Origin of the sequence: Candidatus Viridilinea mediisalina, from assembly GCF_002532535.1 — a bacterium.
Classification (GTDB): Bacteria; Chloroflexota; Chloroflexia; order Chloroflexales; family Chloroflexaceae; genus Viridilinea; species Viridilinea mediisalina.
This window is the reverse complement of the sequence record NZ_NQWI01000068.1, coordinates 1-25447: the sequence shown is the minus strand read 5'-3', so window position 1 is coordinate 25447 and position 25447 is coordinate 1. Positions and strand designations below refer to the sequence as shown.

The window sequence follows — 25447 nt, the reverse complement described above, 5'->3', positions numbered from 1 at the left end:
CTCCGTGCCACTGGCCTGCGGGCCATGAGGTACTCAGAGTGACAAAGTAATGGGGTACGCAACAAAATCTGCTTCCCCAACAGCGTGGTTTTTGCGCTATTGCGGAATTAGGGTTGAGGCTTCAGAATATCTTGGATGGCTCATGGGAGAGCTGCCCTGCCGGGGCGGCTCTCCTCTACTCCACTGCACAGGTTGGGGCTGTGTCCATGCTACAATTGTGGTATGGATACGACCCCTACACCGCATGCTACGCGGCCCTATGAGCAGTATGCTGCTGTCTATGACGCAAGTGGCCAGGTGCGTTTTGCGCTACTCTTTGCTATCTACGTGCAGGAGTTACTTGACCGTCATCCGCTTGAGGGACGGCGGGCGCTTGATCTTGCCTGTGGGACGGGGACACTTGCACTGCTCTTGGCGCAGACGGGCTGGACGGTGACGGGGCTGGATCGCTCGGCGGCGATGTTGGCCCAGGCGCGCGCTAAGTTGCCCGCTGATGGCTCGGTTCGTCTGGTGCATGCCGATATGCGTTGCCCTGGAGCGCTGTTGCCTACAAATGCGTTTGATCTGGCTACATGTACCTATGATAGCCTGAACTATATGACCACTCCAGATGATCTTATGGCCTGCTTTCGGGTGGCTGCCGCTGCACTTGCGCCTGGGGGTCTCTATCTGGCCGATATGAATACGCGCTACTTCCTTGAGGAGGTTTGGGGTGAGTGTGTGGTGTGTGAACAGGATGGCTATGTTCAGCTTGAGCGTAGCCAGTTTATAGCGGCGACAGCAAGGAGTGTACTGCACCTAACTGGCTTTGTGGGCGATGATACGCATGGGTATACGCGCTTCGATGAGCACCATGTTGAACGGGCCTACCCGCCTGAGCAGGTGACGACGCTGTTGGCTCGTGCGGGTTTGATGGTTGAGGCTACCTATGATGGTTTTAGCCTCAACCCGCCCGGCCCTCAGACAGAGCGGATCTTTTGGGTGGCACGCAAACCGCGTTGAGCGCCTGCTAGTCTATGAGGAGAGCTGCATGGCCCGTATTCTAGTTCTGACCACTGGCAGTACGATTGCAAATCGGCGTGGGCCAAGCATCGCCGGGGCGCTGCCGTCGCTCAAGGGTGATGAAGTGCTGGCCATGCTGCCGCGTGGTGGGATTGAGTTGATCTTTGAAGAGTTTGCTAATCTGCCCAGTAGCCATGTGACGCCAGCCAGTAGTCTGGAGTTGTCCCGCCGCGCTGCCGCGATGATCGAGCGTGATGATGTTGATGGGCTAGTGATTACCCACGGTACGGATACGCTCGAAGAGAGTGCCTATCTGCTCGATTTAACCCTCGAGACGCCGAAGCCGGTGGTGTTGACCGGGGCGGTGCGGGCGACAACGAGTGTGAGCTATGATGGTTTGGCGAATCTTGCTGCCGCTGCCCGCGTGGCCGCAGTGCCCGCCGCCGCTGAGTTGGGGGTGGTGGTGGTCTTTGATGAGGAGATCCACGCCGCAGCGGCGGTACAGAATCTGCATCCCCATGCCCGTGGTGCCTTTGGCTCGCCTGGCCTTGGCCCCCTTGGGCGCGTTGAAGGGGAACAGGTCTGGTTGGCCCGGCGGCCCCTGCAGCGCCAGCGGATCGTCTGTGATCATCTTGAGGAAATGGTTGATCTGCTGCGCCTAACCCAAGGGGCCGATGTGCGTTTACTGCGCCATAGTATTGAGGATGGCGTCGCCGGAATTGTGATCGAAGCGTTTGGCGGTGGGCGCGTACCGCCCTGGTGGTTACCCCATCTCAGTGAGGCCATCCGGCGGCGCACGACGGTACTGATTGCTTCGCGCTGTGGCACCGGCGGCCTCGGTGATGACTATGGCTATGTGGGCGCCTTCCATGATCTACGGCGTATCGGCGTACTCTTCGCCCATAACCTCAGTGGCCCGAAAGCACGCATTAAGTTGATGCTGGCCCTCGGGGCCGCACGCGGCCCCAATGAGTTGCGAGCGTTCTTTGAAGAACAGAGGAACAGAACAGAACAAAGGAACAGAACAGAACAAAGGAACAGAGAATAACCAACGTTGAAAACACCTGTTCTTCCGTTCTTCTGTTCCTCTGTTCTCCTGTTCTCCTGTTCTCCTGTTCTCCTGTTCTCCTGTTCTTCTGATGGAGTCCCTCAATGTCTCTCCTTCCCACCCCTGAAACCAAGGCGGCCTATGTTGAGCAGATGTTTGCACGGATCGCGGCGGGCTATGACCGCGTGAATCGGGTGATGACCTTTGGCCTTGACCAGGGCTGGCGTCAGCGTGTGGTTGAGGCGGTGGCCCCGCCTGTGGGTGGGCGTGCCTTGGATGTGGGTACTGGCACGGGCGATTTTTTGCCTGCATTGGCTGCATGGATGGGTGATGGCCTTGCGGTGGGGGTTGATTTTACCCTGCCGATGTTGCAGACCGGCCAGCCGAAGATTGCTGGCTTGGCTTCACGTGCGGCCTTTGTGGGTGGTGATGCTCTGCTGTTGCCCTTTCCCGATGCAACCTTTGATGTGCTTACCACCGGCTTTGTGATGCGGAATGTGGTAGATATTGGCCAGGCTTTTGCTGAGATGTACCGCGTTACGCGGCCCGGCGGAGTGATGGCATGCCTTGAGGTGGCTCGGCCCCATAACCCCTTGGTGCGCTTGGGCCATCAATTCTACTTTGAGCAGGTGGTACCCTGGATTGGCCAATTGCTCGGCGGTGATCGGCGGGCCTACACCTATTTGCCCCAGTCGGCGCGCGCCTTTCCGCCCCCCGACGACTTGGCGGCACTCATGCGGGCTGCCGGCTGGCAGTTTGTGAGTTACCGCCGCTATGGCTTGGGTGCGGTGGCGATCCATGTTGGTGCGCGCGTCTGAGCCGCAAAGGACGCGAGGACGCGAGGACGCGAGGACGCGAGGACGCGAAGACGCGAGGACGCGAGGACACGAGGACACGAGGACGCGAGGACGCGAGGACGCGAGGACGCGAAGACGCGAAGACGCGAGGACGCGAGGACGCGAGGACGCGAAGCCCTCGCCTCTGCGCCTCACGCATCCTCATGATATTCTTGGAGTAAACTCATGGCTAAACCCCATAACGACGATGCACAGCGCGAAAATCTCATGCAGCGCCGTCTGCGTAAGGCGCGTGGTGAGGAAGTAGCCGATGATCTTGATGATTATGGCTACGACGACTACGATGATCGCCCCCGGAGTTTAGGCGGCGGCCCGCCGCCCCGCCGGGTCGCACGGGGCGGCGGCGGCGGCGGGTGTAGCCAGATGAGCATGGTGCTGGCGATTACGGTCTTGGCCCTACTGATCGCCTTTGTCTTTCTGGTCAATAGTACCCTGGGGGGCTTGGGCCAGCTCTTTGGTGGCGGGTTGCCCAGTATGCGCGAGATTATTGTGACGCCCACACCCCAGATTATTACGGGGGCTGCGGTGGTGCAGCGCGTCACCGAGTTGAGCCGCCTAGAGACATCGTCCTATACCATCCAGACCGTCATTGAGGTACAGCAGAGTCAGGGGAATCCGATCTTCGACTTCTTTGCTGGTGATGCACTGCTGCTGATTGCGAAAGGGACGGTGATCGCTGGGGTGGATATGAGTACGATTACCAGTGATGATGTGAGCGTTGGTCCCGATGGGCGTACCCTGACCCTGCGCATCCCGCCAGCACAGGTCTTTAGTACCTCGCTTGACAATGAAGCCACTCGCGTCTACAACCGTAGCCGGGGCGTCTTTGCGCCTGAGAATCGTGATCTTGAGACCCTAGCGCGGCAGCAGGCCGAACGGGAAATTTTACAGGCCGCGTGTGAAGATGGCGTCTTGACCAAAGCCACCGAGCAGGCGCAACAGGCGCTGGTGCAGTTCTTGGGCCTGCTAGAGGGCATCGAGGTCAGGGTTGAACCCAGTTCACCCGATCTTACCACTTGCCCCTAACGCGGGCTTCTGCTATACTCCCTGCGGCACAAATGTTTTGCATTCGTGGAGTAAGCTATGCAGTTGCTCTATCTCGACCCGCGCCAGCTTGAAGCCGACCCAGAGGGGGTGCGCGAGGAACCCGGTGATGTTGCGGGCTTGGCTGCGACCATCGCCGAACGAGGTCTGCTCCAGCCCCTTGGCGTGATTGAGGTTGGGAGCGGGCGTTACCAGGTGGTCTATGGCGGGCGTCGTCGTGCCGCAGCCGTGCAACTTGGGCTTGAACGTATTCCCTGTATTGTCCTCGACAATGATGATCCCGATCTGCTGCTGCGCCAGTTGATCGAGAATGTGCAGCGCGAGGATTTGAACGATGTTGAGCAGGCCCGCGCCTATGCACGCTTGCGGGCACGCTTGGTGGAAGAGCGCGGCAAGTTGCCCGAAGGCGAGCTTGATGAGTTGGTGGGTGACGCGGTGGGCTTGGCTGGGCGCACGGTGCGGCGCTACCTGGGCCTGCTGGAGTTGCCCGATGAGGTGCAGCAACTCATTCGCCGAGGCGAACTGAATGTGACCCAAGCGCAGCATCTGCGCCGCGTGCAGAGCCCAAAGACCCAGCTTGAACTGGCGCGTTTTGCTGCGAGCGAGGGCATGTCGGCGGCGGAATTGAGCCGCTTGGTGGCCTATTTTGCCGCCAACCCCAACTTGACCCTAGAGACGGCCTTGCAGGCTCTTGAGGCGGGCGAACAGTTGCGTACCTCGTCTGGGCCTGAGGTGAGCCTTGCCGGTGGGCCGTTGGCAAAAACGAGCGTTGGCAGCGTGGATCGTGAAGAGAGCGACGCTGATCTGTGGGAAGATGATGCCCCGGCGCAGGACGAGGGCGCGTACCTTGGGGTTGAAGACGAGACGCTCGAAAACCAGCCCAAAAACAAAGCGCGGGTCTTCCGTATTCGCTCACTCGACCAGATGGTAGACGAAACCGACCGCCTCAGCCGGGCCTATGTCGAAGGCGATCTAGTGAAGTGGGTGCAGAGCGACGAAGGGGCACCCTTCAAACTGCGTCTGCTACTCAAACAACTCGACAGCCTCTCGCGGGGCTTACGCGATCTAGCCCGTCAGCAGGGTTGGCAGACGGAGGAGTAGGAGGAGGGGCAGAACAGAAGAACAGAGGAACAGGAGAACAGGAGAACAGGAGAACAGAAGAACAGAACAAATCCATGAGTTCATTTCTGTTCATTTGTTCCTCTGTTCATTTGTTCCTCTGTTCTGTTCCTCTTCACTTCGTCCCTTGAAACAGCGCAATCAACTCAGCGATAGTATGTTCGCGTGGTTGCTGGCTATCATCAAGGCAACCAGTGGCGTAGCATTGGAGTACGATGCTGTTAACGCTAGCAAGCGCCGACTTGATTGCGGTCACCTGCGTGATAATCTCGCGGCAATCGCGCCCCTCCTCGACCATACGTTGAATGCCACGCACTTGGCCTTCGATGCGGCGCAGACGCACGAGGACATCATCGCGGCGTTGCGGTGCAAGGGTGCGAACCTCATCTGCCATCGTTGGCCTCCTGAGCCTAGAATAGGGCACGTTTGGCCACTTGAGCGCTAGGCCAAGACGCGATCAAAGACTTCGCGCAACTGCGACTCGGGCAGTGCGCCCGTGATGCGCTGCACCTCTTGGCCACCCTTGAAGATCACGAGGGTCGGAATGCTGCGGATTCCCATCTGGCTGGCGTGCTGGATCTCCTCGTCGGTATTGACCTTCCCAATCGTCAGGCGACCCTCATAGTCACCAGCCAACTTATCGAGAATCGGGGCAATCTGGCGACAGGGCGGGCACCAAGGAGCCCAAAAATCAACTACGACTGGCGTATCGGCCTGCAACACCTTCTGGCTAAAATCGGCATCAGTGACAGTAATTGGCTTGGCCACGTTATTCCTCCATTGGTTCAGAAATTGCTACATAGGGTGTGGGGCGGCTTCGCCGCCCCCAAGAAAACTCTTTTTGTGCTGTGTTGGCGGCGGAGCCGCCAACACAGCACAAAAAACGGGATCTGGGGCTACCGCCCCAAAAGCGTGATGCGAACCAGTGCATACCCCCTGGGGGTATAGTAATAGAAAGCGAGCAACTTGTCAAGGACTTGGCACACCTAACCATACACAATTTACTCATTCTTCACCGAATCTTCATTGACAAGTGCGCTATCGCTCCGTTATAGTTTCATGGATAACGAACCTAGAATGTGAGAATGTGCCATCCGTATGACTTCACTCTCTGATGCCGCAGATTGGCAAACGAACAAGGATCAAGCGCAGAACGATGAGGGCGCAGGAGTACGCCGCCGCCGGAGGCGGCAACTCTGGATGGGCTTGATTGGCCTGTTGCTGCTCATTGTGATTGGGGTGAGTACCGCGCTCTACAACCTTGATCGCAGTTACGCTGGCCGCATCTATCCCAATGTCAGCATCCATGGCGTGCCCGTGGGTGAGTTGAGTGCGCCTGAGGCGCGTGAGCGCCTGCAAGCACACTTTGCGCCCTTCGTCGCCCAGCCGATTATGCTCACCTTTGCTGAACGTCAATGGACACCAACAGCGGATGAGGTGGGGATCAGGCTGGAGATTGACCGTGCGGTGCAACAGGCGCTGGGCGCTGGACGTAACCACGGGCTCTTTGAGAATCTGCGTGAGGTGCTGGCGGTCTATCAGTATGGCCTTGAGTTACCCCTGCACCTGACGATTGACCAAGCGGCGATGCAGGCATACTTGGTTGATCGGGTTGCCGAGGTGGAACGGCCAGCCGTTGATGCACGCCTTGCACTCAGTGGTACTAGTATTGCCATTACGCCCGCGGTGATGGGCCAGCAGGTGCTGATTGGCGAGACGCTCCAGGAGATGACCGCAGCGCTGCAGGATCTCGTGCCCCATACAGTTGATCTGCGTACCAGCCAAGTGCTGCCCCGCGTTGATGATGCTGCCGTCGCTGAAGCCCAAGCGGAAATTGATGCCCTCCTGGCTGGGCCATTGACCCTACGGGTTGAGGGGGATCGCGGTGAGTATCTCTGGGAGCTCACTGACCTTGTGCAATTTATTACGATTGAACGGGGCGGTCTTAATGGCGAAGAACACTTGAGTGTTGCGCTCGATCAGGAAGCCCTGGCCGCACAGATTGCACTCATTGCCGATGATACCGAAGTGCGCGGGAGGAATCCTCGCGTCGAGTGGAACAATGGCAATCCGCGTATCTTCCAGGCTGGCACCGAGGGCTTGCGGATTGATGAACCCTTGGCGTTTGAGTTGATCCAGGCTGCCATGTACGCCCCCGCTGCCGAGCGTGAATTGCTGTTACCAATGGTGACGGTGCCCCCGCCTGTGACCGAAGCAAATCTGGCTGATTTGGGCTTGCGTGACCTGCTCTCGGTGGGGCAGAGTGATTTTGCTGGTTCGGCAGCCTATCGCATTACCAATATTCAGGCGGGCATGCGTCTGCTCCACGGTGTGCTGGTTGCACCCGGCGAGGAGTTCTCGTTCAACCGAACCATCGGACGGATCGATGGCTCCAATGGCTTTGTTGAGGGCTATGCGATTGTGCAAAATCGTACCCAGCTTGAATGGGGCGGTGGGATTTGCCAAGATTCGACAACGATGTTCCGTGCAGCCTTCTGGGCTGGTCTGCCGATCACAGAACGCTGGGGCCACTCATTCTATATCAGTTGGTATGATCGCTACGGCTTTGGGCGCTATGGCGATGGCCCTGGTATGGATGCCGCGATCTTCATTGGCGCGCTCGATTTCAAGTTCCTCAATGATACCGGCAACTGGTTGCTGCTCCAGACCCTTGTGGATACACGCCGTACCCTGGCTGAGATCCGCATCTATGGTACCGATGATGGTCGCACCATCTCGCTCGAAGGTCCAACGATTACCAATCGTCGCCCTGCGCCAACTGAGCCGGTCTATGTAGCCGATCCTTCGCGCCCGCGTGGCAGCATGCGCCAGAGCGATACCGCTCGCGGGGGCATGACAATCCTCTTTACGCGCATCGTTGAACGCGACGGCGAAATGATCGAGCGGCGTACCTTCGAGACGGTCTTCCGCCCTTGGCCCAATATCTTTGAGATCAATCCTGCCGATTTGGGGCCGGATGGTCGTCCACGCCCTCGTGAGACGCCTGAGGACGAGGACGAGCCGGCACCACCCGAAGGTGAAGCGCCGCCATCTGAAGGGGAACCACCACCGCACGAGGGGGAGCCAGCACCGGAGCCGCCCCCGGCACCGGAAGCCCCGCCAGAGCCAGCATCAGAGCCGCCCCCGGCACCAGAGCCGCCGCCCCCGGCACCAGAGCCGCCGCCGCCGCCAGCGCCGGAGCCTCCGCCCCCGGCACCAGAGCCGCCGCCACCGCCCCCGGCACCGGAACTCTCTGATGGTTAGGAATGGTTTCAGAAACGGCCTTTCAGCTTTACATTCGTAGTGCCGACCTTCGTCGGCATCCGGGGAGGCAGCGACCTCAGTTGACTAAGGGAAGCAGAAATTGTTACGTATCCCAGCAGCCTGTCATGCTGAATAGTCCATAGGCGGGCATCGTAGTGCCGACTTTAGTCGGCTGAGGTCTTTGGCAGCGATGGGAAGCCGACTAAAGTCGGCACTACCTACAGCCTCTCAGGGTGGCAAAGCAACGGGGCAATCAACAACATCCGCTTCCCTAACGTTGGCACTACCTATGGCGCAAACGGTAAAGTGCCCTGAAACCCTCCCCAAAAACAACTCTTTCTACGTAAGAGGTGAGGACATCTGTTCCTCGCCTCTTCGCCACTTTACCGTATCATACCAATGACCCTTGAAGTAGTCGCATAATCAAACATACTACAGCCACGCCATGTTCGGCAATCTGCAATCTACAATCTGAAATGGTATGAGACATCATGTTCGGCAATCTACAATCTACAATCTACAATCTACAATCTGAAATGGTATCAGGAGTGAGTCATGGCCCGAGGCGTTGCCTACCATCGTCGTCGCCGTTTAATCCAAGAGAACGCCGCTCTGCGTGATCAACTCAATGAAGCCGAGCAACTCCTTGATGCAATTCGCTATGGAACGATAGATGCCATCATTGTCCAGAGCGCCTCAGGCCCACAGGTCTACACCCTGCAGAGCGTTGAGGGTATCTATCGGGTCTTGGTTGAGACGATGAATGAGGGCGCAGCAATTCTGCATCCCTCTGGTACAATATTGTATGCCAACCGACACCTGAGCAATCTGCTGGGTCTACCTTTGGAACAGCTTATTGGCACACCCCTTGGGAACTTCATTGCGACTGAACAGAATGAAGCGTTGCAAACATTGCTCGTTGCTGGCATCACTGGGCCGAGTGCGGGCGATAATACCTTGCAGCGCAGCGGTGGCGAACGTATTCCGGTGCGTCTCTCGATGCACCCACTCAGTGAGGAGATTACGCCAGCGATCTGTACGATCATCACCGATCTGACTGAACACGAGCAAGCCCGGGCTACACTGCAAGCAGCGCTTGATCAGAAAGATGTTTTGTTACGTGAAATTCACCATCGTGTTAAGAACAACCTCCAGGTTATCACCAGTATGCTCCGGCTGCAATCGAGCAGTCTTGGCGATCCGCAGGTGAGCAGCGCCTTCCAAGATAGCCTCAATCGTATCCGGGCTATGGCCCTCGTTCATGAACAACTCTACTCAAGTGCCAATCTGACCAGCATTGAAGCTAAGGTCTATTTGGAGACCTTGGCCAAGAGTCTGTTGCGGAGTACTGGTACAGTTGGGGCGCAAAAGCTTATGTGTGAGATTGATGATAGTATTTGGCTCCCGATTGATATTGCTGTCCCACTTGGGCTGATTACTTCAGAGTTGATCACCAACAGCCTCAAACATGGCCTAGATGGTGTAACATCTGGGCATATTCGTGTACAATTACGTTATGTTCCTGAAGGACTACAATTGAGCGTTCATGATAATGGGCCGGGGCTGCCCGAGGGCTTTGAGCTTGACTCAAGTAACACCCTGGGCCTGCGGATCGTACGCACGCTTGCGCGCCAACTGGGCGGGCGGTTGCAGCTTGCGCCGGCTGAGGGTGCTTTGATTGAGGTGATTTTTGCCCTGCCGGAGGATTGAGGCGTAGTTTTGTGCCGTGTTGGCGGCTGTGCCGCCAACACGGCACAAAAAACCGGGTTTGGGGCGTAGCCCCACCCAACGGGGTTTGGGGCGTAGCCCCACCAGCGGGTTGTAGGGCGGCAGCCCTAACGATCACGCCTATGGTAGGCGCAGCCTCATGACCCCACGACAGTGGAGAGTAAGGATATGTCTCAGCCACGCGTGCTGATTGTCGAAGATGAACTGATAACCGCACTCGATCTTGAAGAGACACTCCAGCGCCTTGGCTATTGTGTGGTTGGCGTGGCAGATACGGGAGCGTTGGCGCTTGAGTTGGTCAATCAGGAACAGCCCGATCTTGTGCTTATGGATGTGACCCTGCGGGGGCCACTTGATGGGGTGATGGTTGCTGAACAACTGCGTGAGCGCTTTGATCTGCCGGTGGTCTATCTGACGGCTCACACCGATACGGTGACGGTCGAACGGGCGGTGCAGAGTGGTTCATTTGGCTATCTGATCAAGCCCTTTGATGATAACGAGTTGCAGATTGCGCTCAGCATGGCTCGGGCGAAGCATGCTATGGAGCGTGAATTACGCCAGACCCAAGCCGAACTGCATGCGACGGTTGCTGCGCTTGAGCGGCGCAATGCTGAACTGCAAGTTCTGCACCGCCTTGCTTCAGAGTTGCAACTTGCTACCAGTAGCGCCGAGGCATGTGTGGCGCTGGTTGCGGCTGTGCGCCAATTCTTCCCGCAGGCGCTGGGCTTGCTGCTGCTCCATCGGCTCAACGATGATCGGCTTAACCCCATCTTTTCGTGGGGTACCGAATGTATCAATGGGCAAGCTTTTTTCTCCCACACATGCTCTGCGTTGCAGCGCCGTCAACTCGAAATGCACAGCAATTCGCATGACTGTGCCCACTGTATTCGTAGTGTTTTTGGTGGTACCGAAGAGGTCTATTGTGTTCCGCTTGCTACTGCTCAGGAGCGAGTTGGCGTGCTGCTGCTCAGCCACCCCGAGCATGCATCAGCAAACCCAAGCATCAATGGTGCCACCAGAGCCGACCGGCGGCGGCTTGCGGCGGCGTTGGCCGACCATGCGAGCCTCGGCATCTCCAATGTGCTGCTACGCGACGCGCTGCGTGAACAGGCCCACCGCGATCCGCTGACGGGCCTCTTTAATCGCCGCTACCTCGATGAAGCAATGCAGCGCGAGATTGCCCGGGCACGCCGTGAAGACTACCCGATAGCCCTGGCCCTGCTTGATATTGACCACTTCAAGAAGATCAACGACAACTTTGGGCATAGTGCTGGTGATGCCGTGCTGCGTAATATTGCCAATTTGTTGCACGACGCAGTCCGTAGCAGCGACATTGTCTGCCGCTATGGGGGCGAAGAGTTTCTGATCGTCATGCCGCTTAGTAATGCCGAGGCCGTGCTTGACCGCACCGAGCAACTCCGCGCCCTAATCAAGCAACTTCTGATCGAACACGATGGCAAGCTGTTGCCTACGATCACTGCCTCGGCGGGCATTACGACACTCAACCCCAAGGAAGATCAACTCCAGCCGGCGCTCGAACGGGCAGATCAAGCCCTGTACATTGCCAAAGCGGCTGGTAGGGATCGCAGCGTTTGTGTGGATTGAGTAGTTTCCAGCTACTCGCGGCTCCGCGACTTCATGGCACGCTCGATGTCACGTTGCGATTCGCGTTTGGCAATATCGTCACGCTTATCATAGAGCTTCTTGCCACGGGCGATCCCCAGTTCAATTTTGGCCCGGCGGCCCTTGAAGTAGAGCTTGAGCGGCACGAGGGTGAGCCCTTTTTGGCGAATGAGGCCATCAATCCGCTTGATCTCGCGGCGGTGCAGCAGCAGCTTACGCGGGCGCATTGGTTCGTGGTTGAAGTATGTTCCCGATTGCTCATAGGGCGAAATGTGCGCCTCATAGAGGAAGACTTCATCCTGGTAGACCCGCGCATAGCTACCGCGCAGATTGACCCGCCCGGCGCGCACCGATTTAATCTCGCTGCCGGTGAGGACAATCCCAGCCTCAAAGGTCTCTTCTATGGTGTAGTCGTGGCGGGCCTTGCGGTTGTCGGCCACGACGCCTGGGGGTGCTTGTTTGGGGGCCATGGGGAGGAGGAAATTAGGAAATAGGAGACAGTAGTTAGGAAATAGGGAATTCGGCAATCTACAATCTGCAATCTACAATCGTAAATGGTATTATACCATGAGCGGCAGGACTACCGTAAAGACACTGCCCTGATCTAGTTGGCTACGAACGGTAATTTGGCCGCCGTGGGCTTCGGCGATGTGGCGGGCGATGGCGAGGCCAAGGCCGGCGCCGGGGCGATTCACCTGGCAGGGTTGCTCGATGTAGTAGAAGGGCAGGAAGATCTTGTTGAGCTGTTCGCTCTCAATGCCGGGGCCATTATCTTCAACGCGCACGATCAGGCGCGTGGTATCGCTATGCAGCACGAGGCGTATATGGCCACCCGCCGGGGTGAACTTGATGGCGTTATCGAGGAGCACACGCACCAGTTGATCAAAGGCAGCAGGGTCGAGCATCGTAGGGGTGATTTCGCCAGAGAGCGCCTCAAAGCTGAGTCCAAGTTCTTGGGCATAGCGGCCCGTCTGGCTGCTGATCGGTTGCATGATCTCCAAGGGGTTGACCAGTTGCAAATTGAGCGGGCGCTCGCGCAATTCCTGAAAGTAGAGCAGGTTGTTGAGTTGGGTTGCCAAGAGATCGCCACTGCGCCGCATGACGGTGATAACTTCACGTTGGGAAGGGTCTAGTTCGCCCAGCATGCCACGCTCGAAGAGGTCAAGGTAGCCAATCAATGCGGTAAGGGGGGTACGCAACTCGTGCGAAAGGCTGGAGAGGAACTGGCTCTTGAGCCGATCCAGTTCTTGGAGTTCGCTGTTGGCAGCACTTAGTTCGCGCACACGCTGCTCAAGCCGTTCGACCAACTTCTGGTTGTAGGCGCGCAGCAGCGTGGCTTCTTCGTGGGGTTCACTCACCTGTTCGCGGTGGCCGCCGATGAACTGCGCGATCTGGTTGGGCAATTGACGGGCATCAATCGGTTTGCTCAGATAGCCATCGCAGCCCGCCACAAGGGCTCGTTCGCGTGCCCCAGGGCTATCGTCGGCGGTAAGGGCCACAATCGGCACACCCTGCAAGTGGCTCATGCTGCGCAAGCGCGTCGTTGTCTCATAGCCATCAAGCCCAGGAATGCCCAAATCTACCAGAATGAGCGTTGGCATACTCTCACGGGCCAGGGTCAACCCCGCTGGCCCATCTGCGGCAATCAGAATCTGGTAGCCCCGCGCCCCGAGAACCCGCTGGACAAGCCGTTGATTGTCGTGATTATCTTCGATGTAGAGAATTTTGGGCTGTGCCTCACTCATGGTGTCTCCGGCTAGAGTCTTGACGTATTAAGCAATCGGGTTTAGGCTCGTGGTTGCCACCGGCGTGGCCAGGGGCAGGCTAAAGCTGAAGGTACTGCCGCGCCCGGGGGCGCTTTCGACCCAGATGCGTCCGGCTTGGGCTTCGACGAGCTTGCGTGCGATGGCAAGGCCCAGACCTGTGCCACTTAAGCGCGAACGTTGCCCATGAATCTGAACGAATTCCTGAAACACCTCCTCAAGACGCTCTGCGGGAATCCCGATGCCGGTGTCGCTCACCCGCACCACAACCATGCGTTGCAGTTCACACTGATCATTGACTTCGTCAAGCACCGTTGCGCTCACTATAATGCTACCACGTTCTGTGAATTTAACGGCATTTGAGAGCAAGTTCAGGAGAATTTGGCGCACGCGATTGCCATCAGCCGCCACATTGGGCAGGTCGCTTGGGATGTTTTGTAGAATTTGTACACTACGCTCGCGCACCAAACCTTGGGCGGCATCCACCGCATCGTCAATGACTTCTGTGAGATCGGTGGGCGCAATCTCAAGCACCATATGGCCAGCTTCGATGCGGGCGAGATCGAGTAACTCGTTGATCAGATAGAGCAGGAAGCGCCCGTTGCGATTGATGCTGGTTAGGTCTTCGCGCTGGGGCGGGCTGAGGGGGCCATCAATCTCATCGAGGATCACGGTGCTAAAGCCGATGATCGCGTTGAGGGGCGTCCGTAACTCGTGGGAGAGGCTGGCAAGAAAATCGCTCTTGCGCTGGTCGGCGAGTTGGGCCACTTCAAGGGCTGCCCGTAGCTCTTGGGTGCGCTGCGCCACTTGGCGCTCAAGATCGCTGAAGAGTTGCACATTCTCGATAGTCAATCCCACCATGCTCGCGAAGGTGAGCAAGCGCGTAGCATCCTCAACCCCAATCTTGCGTTCACTGAGTTGACAATCGGCTGAGAGCAGGCCAATCGCACGGCCTTCGCGCCCAAAGATGGGCACCTGCACATAGGCGTCACTTGCTGAAATCGCCTGCTTATGCTGTTCTACCCCCGGATGGTTCCACGGGTTGTCTACAATCACCGCCTTGCCATTACGGATCACATCGGCCTCAATCGTGCTACCCTCGAGCAACAAGGGGTGGCTATTGGCGACCAACTTGAACTGGTGGGCTTGGGTTAGACCCTCTGGGCCGAACCAAGCTGAAACAACACGCAGATGGTCATCTTCCACCAGGTAGACCACCGCACGGTCGAAGGCAAAGCGTTCGCAGATTGCGGCGGGGATGCGTTCGAGCAGTTGGTTGAGATCGAGGATGCCCTTCAGTTCATTCGAGACTTCGTTGAGGGCAGCAAGCTGTTGGGCGTTTTCTTCCAGCTTTTGGATCTTCTCAGCAAGTTTACGGCCCATACGATTAAACGCAGTGGCCAACTCACCAAGCTCATCATTACCCACAGGCGGAATCCGCTCTTGCAGGTGGCCACGAGCAATAGCCTGCACCCCTTGGCGCACCACGTCGATTCGGCGCGTGAAGGAAAAAGAGAGCACCAGGCCAAGGACGCTGATAATTGCGGCGAGGCTAAAGATCAGCCCGATCAACTGGTTGCGGAATTGGGCTTGGCGTTGCACAATCATCTGGCTGGTTAGATAGGCTGGCTCGGTCACCTCTGCTGCTGGAATCACCAGTGCCACATGCCACCCCGCCGTTGGAATAGGGGCATAGGCGATATAGGCGGGCTGTTCTTGGTCATTGAGCATGGCCAGGCCATAGGTTTGGCTCTGATCCAGCATGGCCTCAGCGACCATCCGCAGCTCAGCGCTCGAAGAGGCTAGCAGGTTCTCGCTGCGGAAGGGTCGATTCCAGGGCGAATCGCCCGCCTCGAGATCAGGTTGCACAATCACATCGCCCGCCTCATCAATCAGCATGGCATAGCCCGCTTCGCCCACATCTAGCGCCAACAGATCCTGCTGGATTGTCTGCAAGAGCAGATCAAAGGCCACAACCCCCACAAAGTTGCCTTGGGCATCGTAGATCGGTTGGGCACATGTGGTAGCCAGCAGTTTCGTATGTGCATCCACATAGGTATTGGTCCACACAATCCCCCCCTGCTCACGGGCGGCAAGGTACCAAGGGCGTTCACGTGGGTCGAAGGGCTGAATTTCAAGCAGCGCATCAATCACGCCATCATCATTGAAGGCAATGACGCCACTTGTTTCCAGCGCAATATAGCCAATACTCACGAGGCCATTGGCCGCAACGGAGGATTGGAGCATACGGATCATCTGTTGGGCAAAGGCGACATCCTGGGAGTGGCGGGCCAGCAGCGCGGGGCTGGGGGCAGGTGCCACCCAGACACGCTCAGGGCCAAGTTCAAACGGGCCACTACGATAGCGCGTCGTGGCATAGGTAGCCACAGCGCCCACCTGCTGTTCAACCGCATTGAGGCCAAGATCATAAAAACGGGCCTTATCAGCGGCCCGTGTGAGGAGTACCTGTTCTGCTTGATCACGCAACGCGCTCGCGCCAGTATCAACCGCCGTCTCACGGGCCCGATCCAGTGCCGAGAGCCCGAGCCATCCAGCCAACACCAGAGGAGGTAGCGCCAGCCCCAAGAGCAGCGCAAGAATTTTTTGTTGGATGCTCATGCGTCGTGATACCATTTCAGATTGTAGATTGTAGATTGTAGATTGTAGATTGTAGATTGTAGATTGTAGAGTATAGTACCAGCTTCGCTGTGAAGGGGCAATGGGCAAAGATTAAAGGAGGGTTGCAAGCTCGTTGGGGTAGGAAGGGTGTCGGAGGGAACCAGGTTCCCTCCGACACCCTTCCCACCCACATCCCGTGGTATCATACGATGCGCGATGCGTGTCTGCATTGGCAAGCTGGGAGTACGTGTATGGACTATGCGCTGGATCGGTTTACCCGTGAAGTTACGGCGGCGATTGTGGCGACGGGCCGGGTGCCGCTGGATTTGGTTGAGTTGACGACTCCTAAGGCCGCTATTGCGGCTGATTTGGCTTTTCCGGCCTTCAAAGCGGCTAAGACGTTGGGCCTTGCCCCGCCTCAGTTGGCGGCTGAGTTGGCTGCAACTATTCAGTTGCCCGCTGACGGGCTGATTGGTGCGGTAGAGGCGGTCGGGCCGTTTCTCAATTTTCGCCTCCATGCTGAACGTTTGGCTACGCACGTTTTGACGAACATTATGGCCCAGGGTGATGACTATGCTGCCCAGCAACTTGGGGCTGGCAAGACGGTCGTAGTGGACTATTCGGCACCTAATATTGCCAAGCGCATGCATGTTGGTCATATTCGCTCCACGATTATTGGCCAAGCGTTGGTGAATATCTATCGTGCCTTGGGCTATCGGGTGATTGGCGATAACCATTTGGGTGATTGGGGCAAGCAGTTTGGGGTGGTGCTGGCGGCGGTTGAGCGCGAAGGTAAGCCTACGGCTGAAGGCGAGACGGCGCTTGAGCAGTTGGAGGCGCAGTATGCGCGCTATGTCGCTGCGGCCAGCGATGATCCTGAACTTGATGAACATGCCCGCCATTGGTCGCTGCGCCTTGAGCAGGGTGATAGCGAGGCGCGGGCGCTCTGGCAGTGGTGTGTTGATCTGACTATGACGGCGGCCCAGCGCAACTATGACCGCTTGGGGGTCAAGATTGACCACGCCTATGGCGAGAGTTTCTATGAGCCGATGCTGGCTGATATGATCCAGCAGGCCCTTGATGCTGGTGTGGCTTTCCGCGATGAGGGTGGCGCTGTGGTGGTGGAGCATTTGCAGAAATTGCCCACGTTCTTGCTGCAACGCAGTGATGGTGGTACGCTCTATATGACCCGCGATATGGCCACGGTGGTCTTTCGGTTGCAGGAGTTTCAACCCCATGCAATCATCTATGTGGTCGGTGAACCCCAGTCGCTGCATCTGCGCCAACTCTTCGCGTTGATCCGGGCTATGGGTTATGCCAAGGATGTGGGTTTGACCCACGTTGCCTTTGGGACGATCTTTGATGCCAAGGGTCAGCCCCTTTCGACGCGGCGCGGCAATATGGTCTACCTAGAGGCGCTCCTTGATGATGCGGTGGCACGGGCGCGCAGCGTGGTGGAGCAGAAGAGCCCTGAGTTGCCTGAGGCTGAGAAACTGGCCGTAGCCGAGGCGGTCGGGGTGGGCGCGGTGGTCTATAATGATCTCTACCAAGACCCCAAGCGCAACATTACGCTCGATTGGGAGCGCATGCTGGCGACGGAGGGCAATAGTGCGACCTACCTGCAATATTCGCATGCGCGTTGTAGCTCGATTTTGCGACGGGCCAATGAAGATGGCGCTGGAGGGCCAGGAGGCGATCTGACTCTGCTGATCCATCCTGCTGAACAGCGTCTATTGAAGCAACTCGCTCGGCTGCCCGAGGTCTTGCGTGAAGGGGCTGAACGGTATGCGCCCTTCGTCATTGCCGATTGGTGCTACGCCACCGCCCGCGAGTTCGGGGTCTTCTTTGAGCAATGCCCCGTCCTTAAGGCCGAGAGTCCTGCCTTGCGTGGGGCGCGGCTTGTGCTTGTGGCTGCGACGGCGAACGCATTGCGGCGCGGCCTGGGCCTGTTGGGCATCCGTGCGCCTGAGCGAATGTAAGTCTCTGTCTGAAAAGCCGGGGGGCACAGGCTGGAGTGCCGGCTTTAGCCGGCTAAAGCCGGCACTCCAACGCCAAACCATAGACTTTTCAGACAGCCTCATAAGTCTCAATCACTATTATGTTCAACCAAATTCAAGCCGTACTCTTCGACATGGACGGGGTGCTGTACCGGGGCAACCAGATGCTTGAGGGGGTGCCAGCATTGCTGGCCTTCCTTGAGCAGCGTGAGATTGCCTATGCTTGCATCACCAACAACGCCTCGATGACACCGCAGCAGTATGAGCAGAAGTTGGCTAACCTGGGCATCCAGATGGCTGCAAACCGGGTGATTACATCGGCATTGGCAACGGGGCGCTACCTGCGGGCGCAGCACCCACGCGGGACGCGCGTCTTTGTGGTGGGCATGGATGGGCTGCGTGAGGCGATGTTTGCCGATGGCTATTTTGTGGAAGACGATGTACTGCCTGAACTGGTGGTACAGGGGGCCGATTTTGCGCTCAGCTATGAAACCCTGCGGAAGGCGACCCTCTTCATTCGCGGCGGGGCATCGTTCATCGCCACCAACCCCGATACCACCTTCCCTGCTGAGGAGGGGCTGATACCGGGGGCGGGGGCGATCACGGCAGCGCTGGTGGCAGCCAGTGGGGTGCAACCGCTGGTGATTGGCAAGCCTGAACCCACCATGTTTTTGCTTGCCGCCGAGTTGCTTGAGGTAACTCCAACTGCTACGCTGGTGATTGGTGACCGGCTCGACACCGATATTGGTGGCGCAATTGCGGCAGGTATGCCCTCCGTCTTGGTGCTCACTGGGGTAAGTAAGCGCAGCGAAGCAGAAACTGGCCCTATCCGTCCCCAGTTGATTGTTGCCGACCTACCTGCACTATTGGCCGCTTGGCAAAGTTAGTATGCAATCTCTTCTATCTTCATCCGCAGCCCAGACCCTTGTCGCCTATGATCGGCAGGCGCTTGATGCGCTGCTGCGCGAGCAGACACCGCTCGGACTGTGTGAAGCGCTCCAGCGTGGCGCCTTCGCGGCCCAACTCACGCCTGAGCAGGCCAAGGAGTTGGACGTTTACCTGAGTGATTGGGTGCAGCGCGCATTGGGGCTGATGCCGCTACGTGATGCGTTGTTGGTTGACCAACAGCGGGGGGCGCGGGTTTTTGATCTGCTCTGTGTCATCCATACGCATGGGCGGGCGTCCTTGCCTGCGACGATGGATGTCGCTGAGGGGCGGCTTACCCTTGAGCTTGATGCACTGCCGACAGCGTGGGCGATGGCGCCAAGCCTCGTGGCCCTAGCGGCCCAGGCGGAACAGCAGGGTTGGGCCTTAGCCGTCTTAGGGCGCGAGGGGCATTACCCCTTTCCCGACAACCTAGAAGAACTGACCCCGCCCGCACCCAAGCCGATCATGGAGCCCTTTGTGCCACCGACAGGCTGGCGACGGCGCATCGCCATCCTCCTAGCCGTATCGGGGGTTATCTTGTTGAGCCTACCGCTCATGCTCGGAGCGATTCCACGTCAGGCAGCGGGCTTACCGTTGGCACTGATCACCCTAGCGCTACTCGTAGGCATTCGGGCCGGGCTAAAGGGTTACTTGGGTGCCTTTTGCATTTGGATGGTAGCCAACCTACCCAGTTTCCGCTATGGCAGCGAACTCACCGCCATGCTTTGGCCCGCCGTTCCCATGATGATCATCGGACTGCTCCTGCTTGGCTTTGACCGCCAAGTGCGGGCCTTGTGGGTCTGGCTGCGTGGTTAGGGAAGGTTTCAGGTCAGGTTACAGTTGATTCGCTAAGTCCGTACATTGGGCTACGTATTCTTCAAGAGGCAATAACCGAAAGTGTGGTTGCTCACGTAGCCATGCTTGGACAATAATACGAAGTTGAAATGCATCGTAATTCAACAACGCTTTAGCCATCGCCGAAAGTTGTGGTAAAACCAAACGGTCCAGCGTCCCGCGATCGCGTTGGCTGCGCCAGCGGGCGATGTGCGACGAAGAGAGTCTGTGGCGGCGAAGCAGCGCCCCGCGCCGCGCATCACCCTTGGGCAACGCCTCATACTCGGCAAGGATGGCGAGACGCTGGGCCGTCGTCCATTGCTTGGCGGGCCGCGACGTAACTTCCGGCGAGTCCTGATCTGGGCTGGTGGGAGCTTGGGTGGTCATGGGTTTCTTCTCGTTCTACCGCCCTTCAAAAGCCTATTTCCGGGAAGCGATCTGTCCAAGGGTAGTCTAGCACATAGGGCCCTTAATTTCAGTAAGAATCCCCTCGGCGGGGATTTGGTCTTTCTGATGCAGCAGCGTTGAAGATGCTTTGGTCAATCTGTCTGAGATTATGTAAGAATCCCCTCGGCGGGGATTTGGTCTTTCTGATTGCAGGCTGGCATGCAGACGCCGGGGGCAATGGTAGCGACGGGTAAGAATCCCCTCGGCGGGGATTTGGTCTTTCTGATGTCAATGATGCGATTGCCATCACGAGAAATGGCGCTGTAAGAATCCCCTCGGCGGGGATTTGGTCTTTCTGATGCCTCCTCTGGGGAGGGCTTTCTGATGCGCTAAAACGGGGCTTTTGCGCGGCATGCCTCTTGAAGGGGTTGGTGTGCCGTTTTTTGGGCGCGTTTTGTGGGTGCGAAATGGCGTTTTTGCCCGTCCTGATGCCTTTGCGCGGCATGCGAGCCTCATTGTAGCCCTAGATGATGTAGACGTCAAGGCTCTGTTCGACCGCTGGCCCTTCGCCGATGACTTCGATCTGGCTGATGCACGCGGTGCAGAGCCGGTAAATTCGTAGTCGATCGCCTTCGTTGGGCTGGATCCGCCGCGCCATTTTTTTACGCAGACTTGCGTAGGCTTTCGCGTCGAGATCACATTCGAAAACGCTTTCGAGGACTCGTTGGCCGAAGCCTTCGAGCAGTTTGGACACTTTGGCCCGCCGTCGGTTGCTGCTGATGTCGTAGCTAATCAGGTAGAGCATGGTCGTTTTGCCCTCCGGGGAAGGATCCAGAAAATAGGAAATAGGAAATAGGGCTGAGAGGAAGGATCCAGAAAATAGGAAATAGGAAATAGGGCTGAGAGGAAGGATCCAGAAAATAGGGCTGAGGCTTCAGAACGCCTTGGATGCCTCAAGATGTTTCCGCAATGCAGCAAAAACCGTGTCTTTTGGCCCGCTGCAGCGGTATATAAGTAGGAGCATGAAATGGTCTTGCTCCCCTAACCGTTGTGTGAAGGGCGTTATGGCTGAAACCAACCACCCCTTGAAACGCTTGGTGACCATGGCCGCCGATGATGTGGCGGCCTGGCTCTTTGGTGGCCCCGTGCTGCGGGTCAGCACCCGTCCAGGCACGTTGCCACCCCCACCAGAGGAACTCGATAGCGATTTGGTCTTTTTTGTCACCCTAGCGCATGGCCGTGAGGTAATCCTCCATCTTGAATTCCAAGGGCCGGGCACCAAACGTTCCATGCCGCTGCGTATGCTCGATTACCAAACCCGGCTTACGACCACCTACCGGAACATGCCAGTTCACAGTGTGGTATGGTATGTAGGCGGGGTTGGGGCGCGCGCCGTTGGCTTCGACAAGCTGACTTCGACAAGCTGACTTCGACAAGCTGGCTTCGACAAGCTCAGCCAACGGCGTTCTTGACGTTGGCTGAGCTTGTCGAAGCCAACGCCCTGCGCTATTGGCACTAATCGGGCAGACGCGCTTACGCGATCCAAAGCCCATCCTGACCCAAGCGGTCCACCAGATCATGACGCAGACCAGTGGCGAACGTCAGGAGCACCTCTTGACCGAATTCCTCCTCTTATGTACGGATAAGGAGCTTGCAGCAATGGCCGAACAGATTATTCGCTATGATCGCTACGGCATCCCCGAATCCCCCTTGATCAGCAAGTGGAGGGAAGAGGGCGTGGCAGAAGGTATCGAGAAGGGCATCGAGAAGGGCCATCTTGAGTTGCTCCTGCGTCTGCTCGTGCGCCGCTGTGGGCCATTGGGTGAGCCATTGACCCGACAGGTACACGCCCTCAGCACCATGCAGATGCTAGACCTCGCTGAGGCGCTGCTCGATTTCACTGGCCGCGACGAGCTGGAGCAGTGGCTGGCGCAGCGGGGTGCTGAGATCAATGATACCAGTTACGAGTGATGAGTGACGAGTAACAAGTGGCGTATGCCGCATAGCAATGAGGTCTGAAGCGATTTGTTATGCAGTATGTTCAACGGTAATTGGTATGAGGGTTGATGGATGCGCATGACAGTCATGCTGAGAAGCTGTCTGAAAAGCCGGGGGGTACACGCTGGAGTGCCGGCTTTAGCCGGCTAAAGCCGGCACTCCAACATCAACCCGTAGACTTTTCAGACAGGCTCTGAGGAGTCGAGGGCCAGTGAGGGCCGGTTGTATTCCACTTGGTGTAAAAAGCCGCAAAAGAGAAAGAAACAATGCTCAGACACGCCCTTGTCACCCTCACCCTCCTCGTACTCGTCGCCTGCGGCAAGAGCAACGTGGCCCCCACCCCCCCAATGGCCTATCCATCCATGCCGACCGATCTCCCGCGCGCAGAGATGGTTCGCGTAGTGGACGGTGACACAATACAAGTTCGCATCAACGGTCAACTAGAGCGGGTACGCCTCATTGGGATTGACACACCCGAAGCGGTCGATCCCCGTCGCCCAGTGGAATGTTTTGGCCGGGAAGCTTCAGAGCATGCGCGGCAGCTCCTCAACGTACCCTACGTGCGCCTAGAGGCAGATCCCAGCCAAGACTCACGCGACCGCTTTGGTCGCATGCTACGCTACGTTTGGCTCGAAGACGGGCGCATGGTCAACCTTGAACAGCTACTAGGTGGTTATGCGTTCGAGTATACATTCCGCGTTCCCTACGCCTACCAAGCAGAATTCAAAGCCGCCGAACGCATAGCGCGTGAAGACCAGGTCGGACTTTGGGCCCCAGAGACCTGCGGAGGCGAGAACTTCCCCCTGGAGTGATCTCTGCCTGGGCTCTTAGGAGAGGTGTGGCGCGATCTGCGTGATCGCTCGGCGGGCCGTGAGTTCAACCTATGACCTTGCGCTACCTGCTCGATACCAATGTTATCTCGGAGCCGCTGCGCATCGAACCGCATCCGGCAGTCAGATTGTAGATTGCAGATTGTAGATTGTAGATTGCCGAACATGGCGTCCCAATGGGCTTTCGCGTTCTTGCTAATGCGGCATGTTCAAGGGTAATTGGTGTAATACCTTACCGTTCGCGTAGGGAAATGGACTATTTAGCATGACAGGCTGCTGGGATACGTAACAATTTCGGCTCCCCTAAGTCCTAGTGGCGCAGATCGACCAATACTTGCAGATCAGCAAGGACGACAATCTCGTCGCCAAGGGTGATGTAGTGTTCAAGGGACGGAAGGAGGGTGGTTTGACCATCGCGGCGCAACGCGGTGACGAGGATGCGTTCTTGGTGGCGTAGTTGCGCTACGCTCTTGCCCACGAAGCGGTCGTCGGGCATGACGGTGAAGGTCTCAGTGGCAAAGAGGCGCGCCCCGATGTCGAAGGCGTGATCCACTTCGCGCAGAATGGCTGCGGCGGCAAGGGTGGGAGCGGCGAGCGCGGAGGTGCTGTAGGTGGTGTTGATGCCAAAGAGGGTGGCGAGCCGTTCGGCGAGTACGTCGCTGAAGACGCGCAGAACGAGATGTACTTCAGGGCGTAATTTACGCGCTGCGAGCGCTACCTGCAAGTTGGTCAGGTCGTTGCTGACGACGGCGGCGACGGCGCATGCTTGGGCGATGCCCGCGGCCTCGAGCAACTCCGGATCGCGCGCATCCCCTTGGATGATACGGATATTGTGGCGCTTGAGGTCGTTCAGCAGGCGCGTTGATGTGTCTTGGCGGCAGATGACGACGACTTCGGGATGGGGGTGGATGCTGGTCAGCAGGTAGACCATTTCAGCCCCGACTTTGCCTAAACCACAGACAATCACGCGCTTGGGTTGTGGTGGTGCGACGGGCGGCGGCGTGGCGCTGAGGAAGGCCACTTTGCTGCCAGCAGTGTTCGCTTGGTGCGCCTGCTCAAGCGCATCAAGCGTTCCAAGAATGAGTACACGATCGCCGCTATCGAGGCGCGCCATAAAGCGAATCTCGCGCTCGCGGTTATTGGCGTCACGCAGACGCATAATGCGCACCGCAAAGCGCTGTTCCAGCGCATCGGCAAAGCCCGAGAATTCACTCTCTGCTGCGATACTCAACTCACTAAGCGCCAAGAGTCCTTCGGGCAGATTGATGACATGAATAATACTCCGGCTCACCGCTGCTGCCACGAAGGTTGAAGCAGCAAGTTCAATCGAGCTAAAGGCGGAGTTGCGCCCGAAGCTGCGTTCGAGGTTGCGATCAAGTTCACGGTTGACGATGCGCAGGACGGTCTGTATGTTGGGTTGACGGCGACGCGCCGTGAGAGCAATCTCCACATTCTGTAGATCATCGCTAATCGCGGCGATCAGGCCACGCGCTCGCTGCAAGCCGGCGTAGCGCAGCGTATCGGGATCGCGGGCATCACCAACAATCAGAGGAACCTTGAGACGGCTGAGGGTGGTAGCAAATTCACTCGTTTTGCTGGCGTCAACCCCAACCACCTCGTAGCCCGAATCGAGCAACTGCAAGACCGCACGGTAGCCAACATGGCCGAGGCCGCAGACGATGACATGTTCGCTGAAGGTGCTGGCCAACGAAATCTGCCAACCTTCGCGCCGTGCGCCCTTATCGAAGAGCATGCGGGCGAAATTTACCACGCTCTGCAAGAGAAAGAAGAGGCCAAGGAGTGGTACGCCAAAGAAGATGAAGCGACCGCCAATGTCGGTAGGAAAGGGAATGGGATCTTCAAAGACGAGTAGCAGAATCGTCATATAGAGTGCCGCCCCCAGATCGCCCTCGTTGCCACAATATTCCCCAACTGCGTCGCACAGTTGGGGAAAGTAGAAGAGACGCAGGTAGAACGCGCTACTCAGCAGCAGCAGCGCAAGCATCAGTTAACGAGATCCGCGCCTCGCGCCCAAGGATGGCCATCTCACGCAGGTTCGCTTTGAGCAGACGCACAAAGGTATAACGCCGCCGTTGCGCACGGAGACGCTCTAGGCGAATCTCGTCTTCGGAGGTGTAGGGTGGTGGTTTGGGTGGCAAGGGTCAAAGCTCCTTCTCATCAGGATGAGGGTATGGCTATGTCCACGGATTTGCTCCTGTACACTTTTGTCTATTATACTTAAAATGCAATAACTTACCGTTCACATTCTTCAGGTGTGTAGCCCGCTTTAGCGGGCTTCGCGTAGCAGCCCTGCCTGCCCCTGCGACCCCTGCACGATTCCTGGCGTTCTTTTGCGTTTTTTTGTGGCAATAGAGCCTCAAAGCTGAAAGGCTACGCCCATGCCCCA

23 protein-coding genes are annotated in these 25447 nt (G+C 57.6%); 14 read left to right on the top strand and 9 right to left on the bottom strand.

Annotated elements, in window-relative coordinates:
* The first annotated feature begins 222 nt into the window (after positions 1 to 222).
* From CJ255_RS14065 to CJ255_RS14045, 5 genes are all read left to right on the top strand, one after another.
* Positions 223 to 1002 carry a class I SAM-dependent DNA methyltransferase gene (locus CJ255_RS14065; protein ID WP_097644737.1) on the top strand — a complete coding sequence of 260 codons (780 nt, stop codon included), beginning with the start codon at positions 223 to 225 and terminating at the stop codon, positions 1000 to 1002.
* 28 nt (positions 1003 to 1030) lie between these two features.
* A complete protein-coding gene (locus tag CJ255_RS14060; RefSeq protein WP_097644736.1) occupies positions 1031 to 2050 on the top strand; it encodes an asparaginase in 1020 nt (339 codons plus the stop codon).
* 104 nt (positions 2051 to 2154) lie between these two features.
* Complete coding sequence (locus CJ255_RS14055) at positions 2155 to 2868, top strand: ubiquinone/menaquinone biosynthesis methyltransferase (RefSeq protein WP_097644735.1); 714 nt, start codon at positions 2155 to 2157, stop codon at positions 2866 to 2868.
* Positions 2869 to 3072: 204 nt separating this feature from the next.
* Positions 3073 to 3933 carry a DUF4230 domain-containing protein gene (locus CJ255_RS14050; protein ID WP_245863417.1) on the top strand — a complete coding sequence of 287 codons (861 nt, stop codon included), beginning with the start codon at positions 3073 to 3075 and terminating at the stop codon, positions 3931 to 3933.
* A 57-nt stretch (positions 3934 to 3990) separates the two neighbouring features.
* Positions 3991 to 5052, top strand: a complete 1062-nt coding sequence (locus CJ255_RS14045; RefSeq protein WP_097644734.1) for a ParB/RepB/Spo0J family partition protein — start codon at positions 3991 to 3993, stop codon at positions 5050 to 5052.
* A gap of 133 nt (positions 5053 to 5185) precedes the next feature.
* On the opposite strand, the gene CJ255_RS14040 is transcribed toward CJ255_RS14045, so the two are convergent.
* Positions 5186 to 5464, bottom strand: coding sequence for a metal-sensitive transcriptional regulator (locus CJ255_RS14040; RefSeq protein ID WP_097644733.1), 279 nt, complete (start codon positions 5462 to 5464; stop codon positions 5186 to 5188).
* A gap of 47 nt (positions 5465 to 5511) precedes the next feature.
* Positions 5512 to 5838, bottom strand: coding sequence for a thioredoxin (gene trxA, locus CJ255_RS14035; RefSeq protein WP_097644732.1), 327 nt, complete (start codon positions 5836 to 5838; stop codon positions 5512 to 5514).
* Positions 5839 to 6168: 330 nt separating this feature from the next.
* Here trxA and CJ255_RS14030 point away from each other — a divergent pair, with 330 nt between their 5' ends.
* The 3 genes from CJ255_RS14030 (at position 6169) to CJ255_RS14020 (ending at position 11667) form a co-directional block, all read left to right on the top strand.
* Complete coding sequence (locus tag CJ255_RS14030) at positions 6169 to 8334, top strand: VanW family protein (protein WP_097644731.1); 2166 nt, start codon at positions 6169 to 6171, stop codon at positions 8332 to 8334.
* Positions 8335 to 8889: 555 nt separating this feature from the next.
* On the top strand, positions 8890 to 10044 hold the full coding sequence (locus CJ255_RS14025) for a sensor histidine kinase (protein ID WP_097644730.1): 1155 nt from the start codon (positions 8890 to 8892) through the stop codon (positions 10042 to 10044).
* Positions 10045 to 10230: 186 nt separating this feature from the next.
* A complete protein-coding gene (locus CJ255_RS14020; RefSeq protein WP_097644729.1) occupies positions 10231 to 11667 on the top strand; it encodes a diguanylate cyclase in 1437 nt (478 codons plus the stop codon).
* Between the two features lie 11 nt (positions 11668 to 11678).
* Here the strand turns inward: CJ255_RS14020 and smpB are convergent, their stop codons facing one another.
* From smpB to CJ255_RS14005, 3 genes are all read right to left on the bottom strand, one after another.
* Positions 11679 to 12155, bottom strand: coding sequence for an SsrA-binding protein SmpB (gene smpB, locus CJ255_RS14015; protein ID WP_097644728.1), 477 nt, complete (start codon positions 12153 to 12155; stop codon positions 11679 to 11681).
* Positions 12156 to 12245: 90 nt separating this feature from the next.
* Positions 12246 to 13430 (bottom strand): hybrid sensor histidine kinase/response regulator, encoded by a 1185-nt coding sequence (locus tag CJ255_RS14010; RefSeq protein WP_097644727.1) that lies wholly within the window; start codon positions 13428 to 13430, stop codon positions 12246 to 12248.
* Between the two features lie 27 nt (positions 13431 to 13457).
* The gene (locus CJ255_RS14005) at positions 13458 to 16067 is read right to left on the bottom strand and encodes an ATP-binding protein (RefSeq protein WP_245863416.1); all 2610 of its coding nucleotides are present in this window, start codon (positions 16065 to 16067) and stop codon (positions 13458 to 13460) included.
* 251 nt (positions 16068 to 16318) lie between these two features.
* On the opposite strand from CJ255_RS14005, the gene argS reads away from it, so the two are divergent.
* The 3 genes from argS to CJ255_RS13990 all read left to right on the top strand — a co-directional run bounded on the left by argS (position 16319) and on the right by CJ255_RS13990 (position 19807).
* Entirely contained in the window at positions 16319 to 18046 is a 1728-nt protein-coding gene (gene argS, locus CJ255_RS14000; protein WP_097644725.1) for an arginine--tRNA ligase, read from the top strand.
* A 119-nt stretch (positions 18047 to 18165) separates the two neighbouring features.
* Positions 18166 to 18951, top strand: coding sequence for an HAD-IIA family hydrolase (locus CJ255_RS13995; protein ID WP_097644724.1), 786 nt, complete (start codon positions 18166 to 18168; stop codon positions 18949 to 18951).
* Position 18952: 1 nt separating this feature from the next.
* Positions 18953 to 19807, top strand: a complete 855-nt coding sequence (locus tag CJ255_RS13990; RefSeq protein WP_097644723.1) for a hypothetical protein — start codon at positions 18953 to 18955, stop codon at positions 19805 to 19807.
* 18 nt (positions 19808 to 19825) lie between these two features.
* Here CJ255_RS13990 and CJ255_RS13985 read toward each other — a convergent pair whose 3' ends face one another.
* Positions 19826 to 20212, bottom strand: a complete 387-nt coding sequence (locus CJ255_RS13985) for a hypothetical protein (RefSeq protein ID WP_097644722.1) — start codon at positions 20210 to 20212, stop codon at positions 19826 to 19828.
* Positions 20213 to 20735: 523 nt separating this feature from the next.
* Positions 20736 to 21017, bottom strand: coding sequence for a CRISPR-associated endonuclease Cas2 (gene cas2, locus CJ255_RS13980; RefSeq protein ID WP_097644721.1), 282 nt, complete (start codon positions 21015 to 21017; stop codon positions 20736 to 20738).
* A gap of 259 nt (positions 21018 to 21276) precedes the next feature.
* Between cas2 and CJ255_RS13975 the strand changes: the two genes are divergently transcribed.
* From CJ255_RS13975 to CJ255_RS13965, 3 genes are all read left to right on the top strand, one after another.
* Positions 21277 to 21639 carry a hypothetical protein gene (locus CJ255_RS13975; protein WP_124681943.1) on the top strand — a complete coding sequence of 121 codons (363 nt, stop codon included), beginning with the start codon at positions 21277 to 21279 and terminating at the stop codon, positions 21637 to 21639.
* An 82-nt stretch (positions 21640 to 21721) separates the two neighbouring features.
* The gene (locus CJ255_RS13970) at positions 21722 to 22183 is read left to right on the top strand and encodes a DUF4351 domain-containing protein (protein WP_097644719.1); all 462 of its coding nucleotides are present in this window, start codon (positions 21722 to 21724) and stop codon (positions 22181 to 22183) included.
* A gap of 293 nt (positions 22184 to 22476) precedes the next feature.
* Positions 22477 to 23022 (top strand): thermonuclease family protein, encoded by a 546-nt coding sequence (locus tag CJ255_RS13965; protein WP_097644718.1) that lies wholly within the window; start codon positions 22477 to 22479, stop codon positions 23020 to 23022.
* 328 nt (positions 23023 to 23350) lie between these two features.
* Here the strand turns inward: CJ255_RS13965 and CJ255_RS13960 are convergent, their stop codons facing one another.
* The gene (locus CJ255_RS13960) at positions 23351 to 25045 is read right to left on the bottom strand and encodes a potassium channel family protein (RefSeq protein ID WP_097644717.1); all 1695 of its coding nucleotides are present in this window, start codon (positions 25043 to 25045) and stop codon (positions 23351 to 23353) included.
* Positions 25020 to 25199, bottom strand: a complete 180-nt coding sequence (locus CJ255_RS13955; protein WP_097644716.1) for a hypothetical protein — start codon at positions 25197 to 25199, stop codon at positions 25020 to 25022. The genes CJ255_RS13960 and CJ255_RS13955 overlap by 26 nt, the downstream gene beginning before the upstream one ends.
* Positions 25200 to 25447 lie beyond the last annotated feature (248 nt).

Bases quoted from the DNA above. Each gene is read 5' to 3' on its own strand.
- cas2 (WP_097644721.1), bottom strand. From the start codon at position 21,017: ATGCTCTACCTGATTAGCTACGACATCAGCAGCAACCGACGGCGGGCC.
- argS (WP_097644725.1), top strand. From the start codon at position 16,319: ATGGACTATGCGCTGGATCGGTTTACCCGTGAAGTTACGGCGGCGATT.
- CJ255_RS13960 (WP_097644717.1), bottom strand. From the start codon at position 25,045: ATGCTTGCGCTGCTGCTGCTGAGTAGCGCGTTCTACCTGCGTCTCTTC.
- smpB (WP_097644728.1), bottom strand. From the start codon at position 12,155: ATGGCCCCCAAACAAGCACCCCCAGGCGTCGTGGCCGACAACCGCAAG.
- CJ255_RS14020 (WP_097644729.1), top strand. From the start codon at position 10,231: ATGTCTCAGCCACGCGTGCTGATTGTCGAAGATGAACTGATAACCGCA.
- CJ255_RS13990 (WP_097644723.1), top strand. From the start codon at position 18,953: ATGCAATCTCTTCTATCTTCATCCGCAGCCCAGACCCTTGTCGCCTAT.
- CJ255_RS14005 (WP_245863416.1), bottom strand. From the start codon at position 16,067: ATGAGCATCCAACAAAAAATTCTTGCGCTGCTCTTGGGGCTGGCGCTA.
- CJ255_RS13965 (WP_097644718.1), top strand. From the start codon at position 22,477: ATGCTCAGACACGCCCTTGTCACCCTCACCCTCCTCGTACTCGTCGCC.
- CJ255_RS14040 (WP_097644733.1), bottom strand. From the start codon at position 5,464: ATGGCAGATGAGGTTCGCACCCTTGCACCGCAACGCCGCGATGATGTC.
- CJ255_RS14065 (WP_097644737.1), top strand. From the start codon at position 223: ATGGATACGACCCCTACACCGCATGCTACGCGGCCCTATGAGCAGTAT.
- CJ255_RS14025 (WP_097644730.1), top strand. From the start codon at position 8,890: ATGGCCCGAGGCGTTGCCTACCATCGTCGTCGCCGTTTAATCCAAGAG.
- CJ255_RS13985 (WP_097644722.1), bottom strand. From the start codon at position 20,212: ATGACCACCCAAGCTCCCACCAGCCCAGATCAGGACTCGCCGGAAGTT.
- CJ255_RS14045 (WP_097644734.1), top strand. From the start codon at position 3,991: ATGCAGTTGCTCTATCTCGACCCGCGCCAGCTTGAAGCCGACCCAGAG.
- CJ255_RS13995 (WP_097644724.1), top strand. From the start codon at position 18,166: ATGTTCAACCAAATTCAAGCCGTACTCTTCGACATGGACGGGGTGCTG.
- CJ255_RS14055 (WP_097644735.1), top strand. From the start codon at position 2,155: ATGTCTCTCCTTCCCACCCCTGAAACCAAGGCGGCCTATGTTGAGCAG.
- CJ255_RS14010 (WP_097644727.1), bottom strand. From the start codon at position 13,430: ATGAGTGAGGCACAGCCCAAAATTCTCTACATCGAAGATAATCACGAC.
- CJ255_RS13975 (WP_124681943.1), top strand. From the start codon at position 21,277: ATGGCTGAAACCAACCACCCCTTGAAACGCTTGGTGACCATGGCCGCC.
- CJ255_RS14060 (WP_097644736.1), top strand. From the start codon at position 1,031: ATGGCCCGTATTCTAGTTCTGACCACTGGCAGTACGATTGCAAATCGG.
- CJ255_RS14050 (WP_245863417.1), top strand. From the start codon at position 3,073: ATGGCTAAACCCCATAACGACGATGCACAGCGCGAAAATCTCATGCAG.
- CJ255_RS14030 (WP_097644731.1), top strand. From the start codon at position 6,169: ATGACTTCACTCTCTGATGCCGCAGATTGGCAAACGAACAAGGATCAA.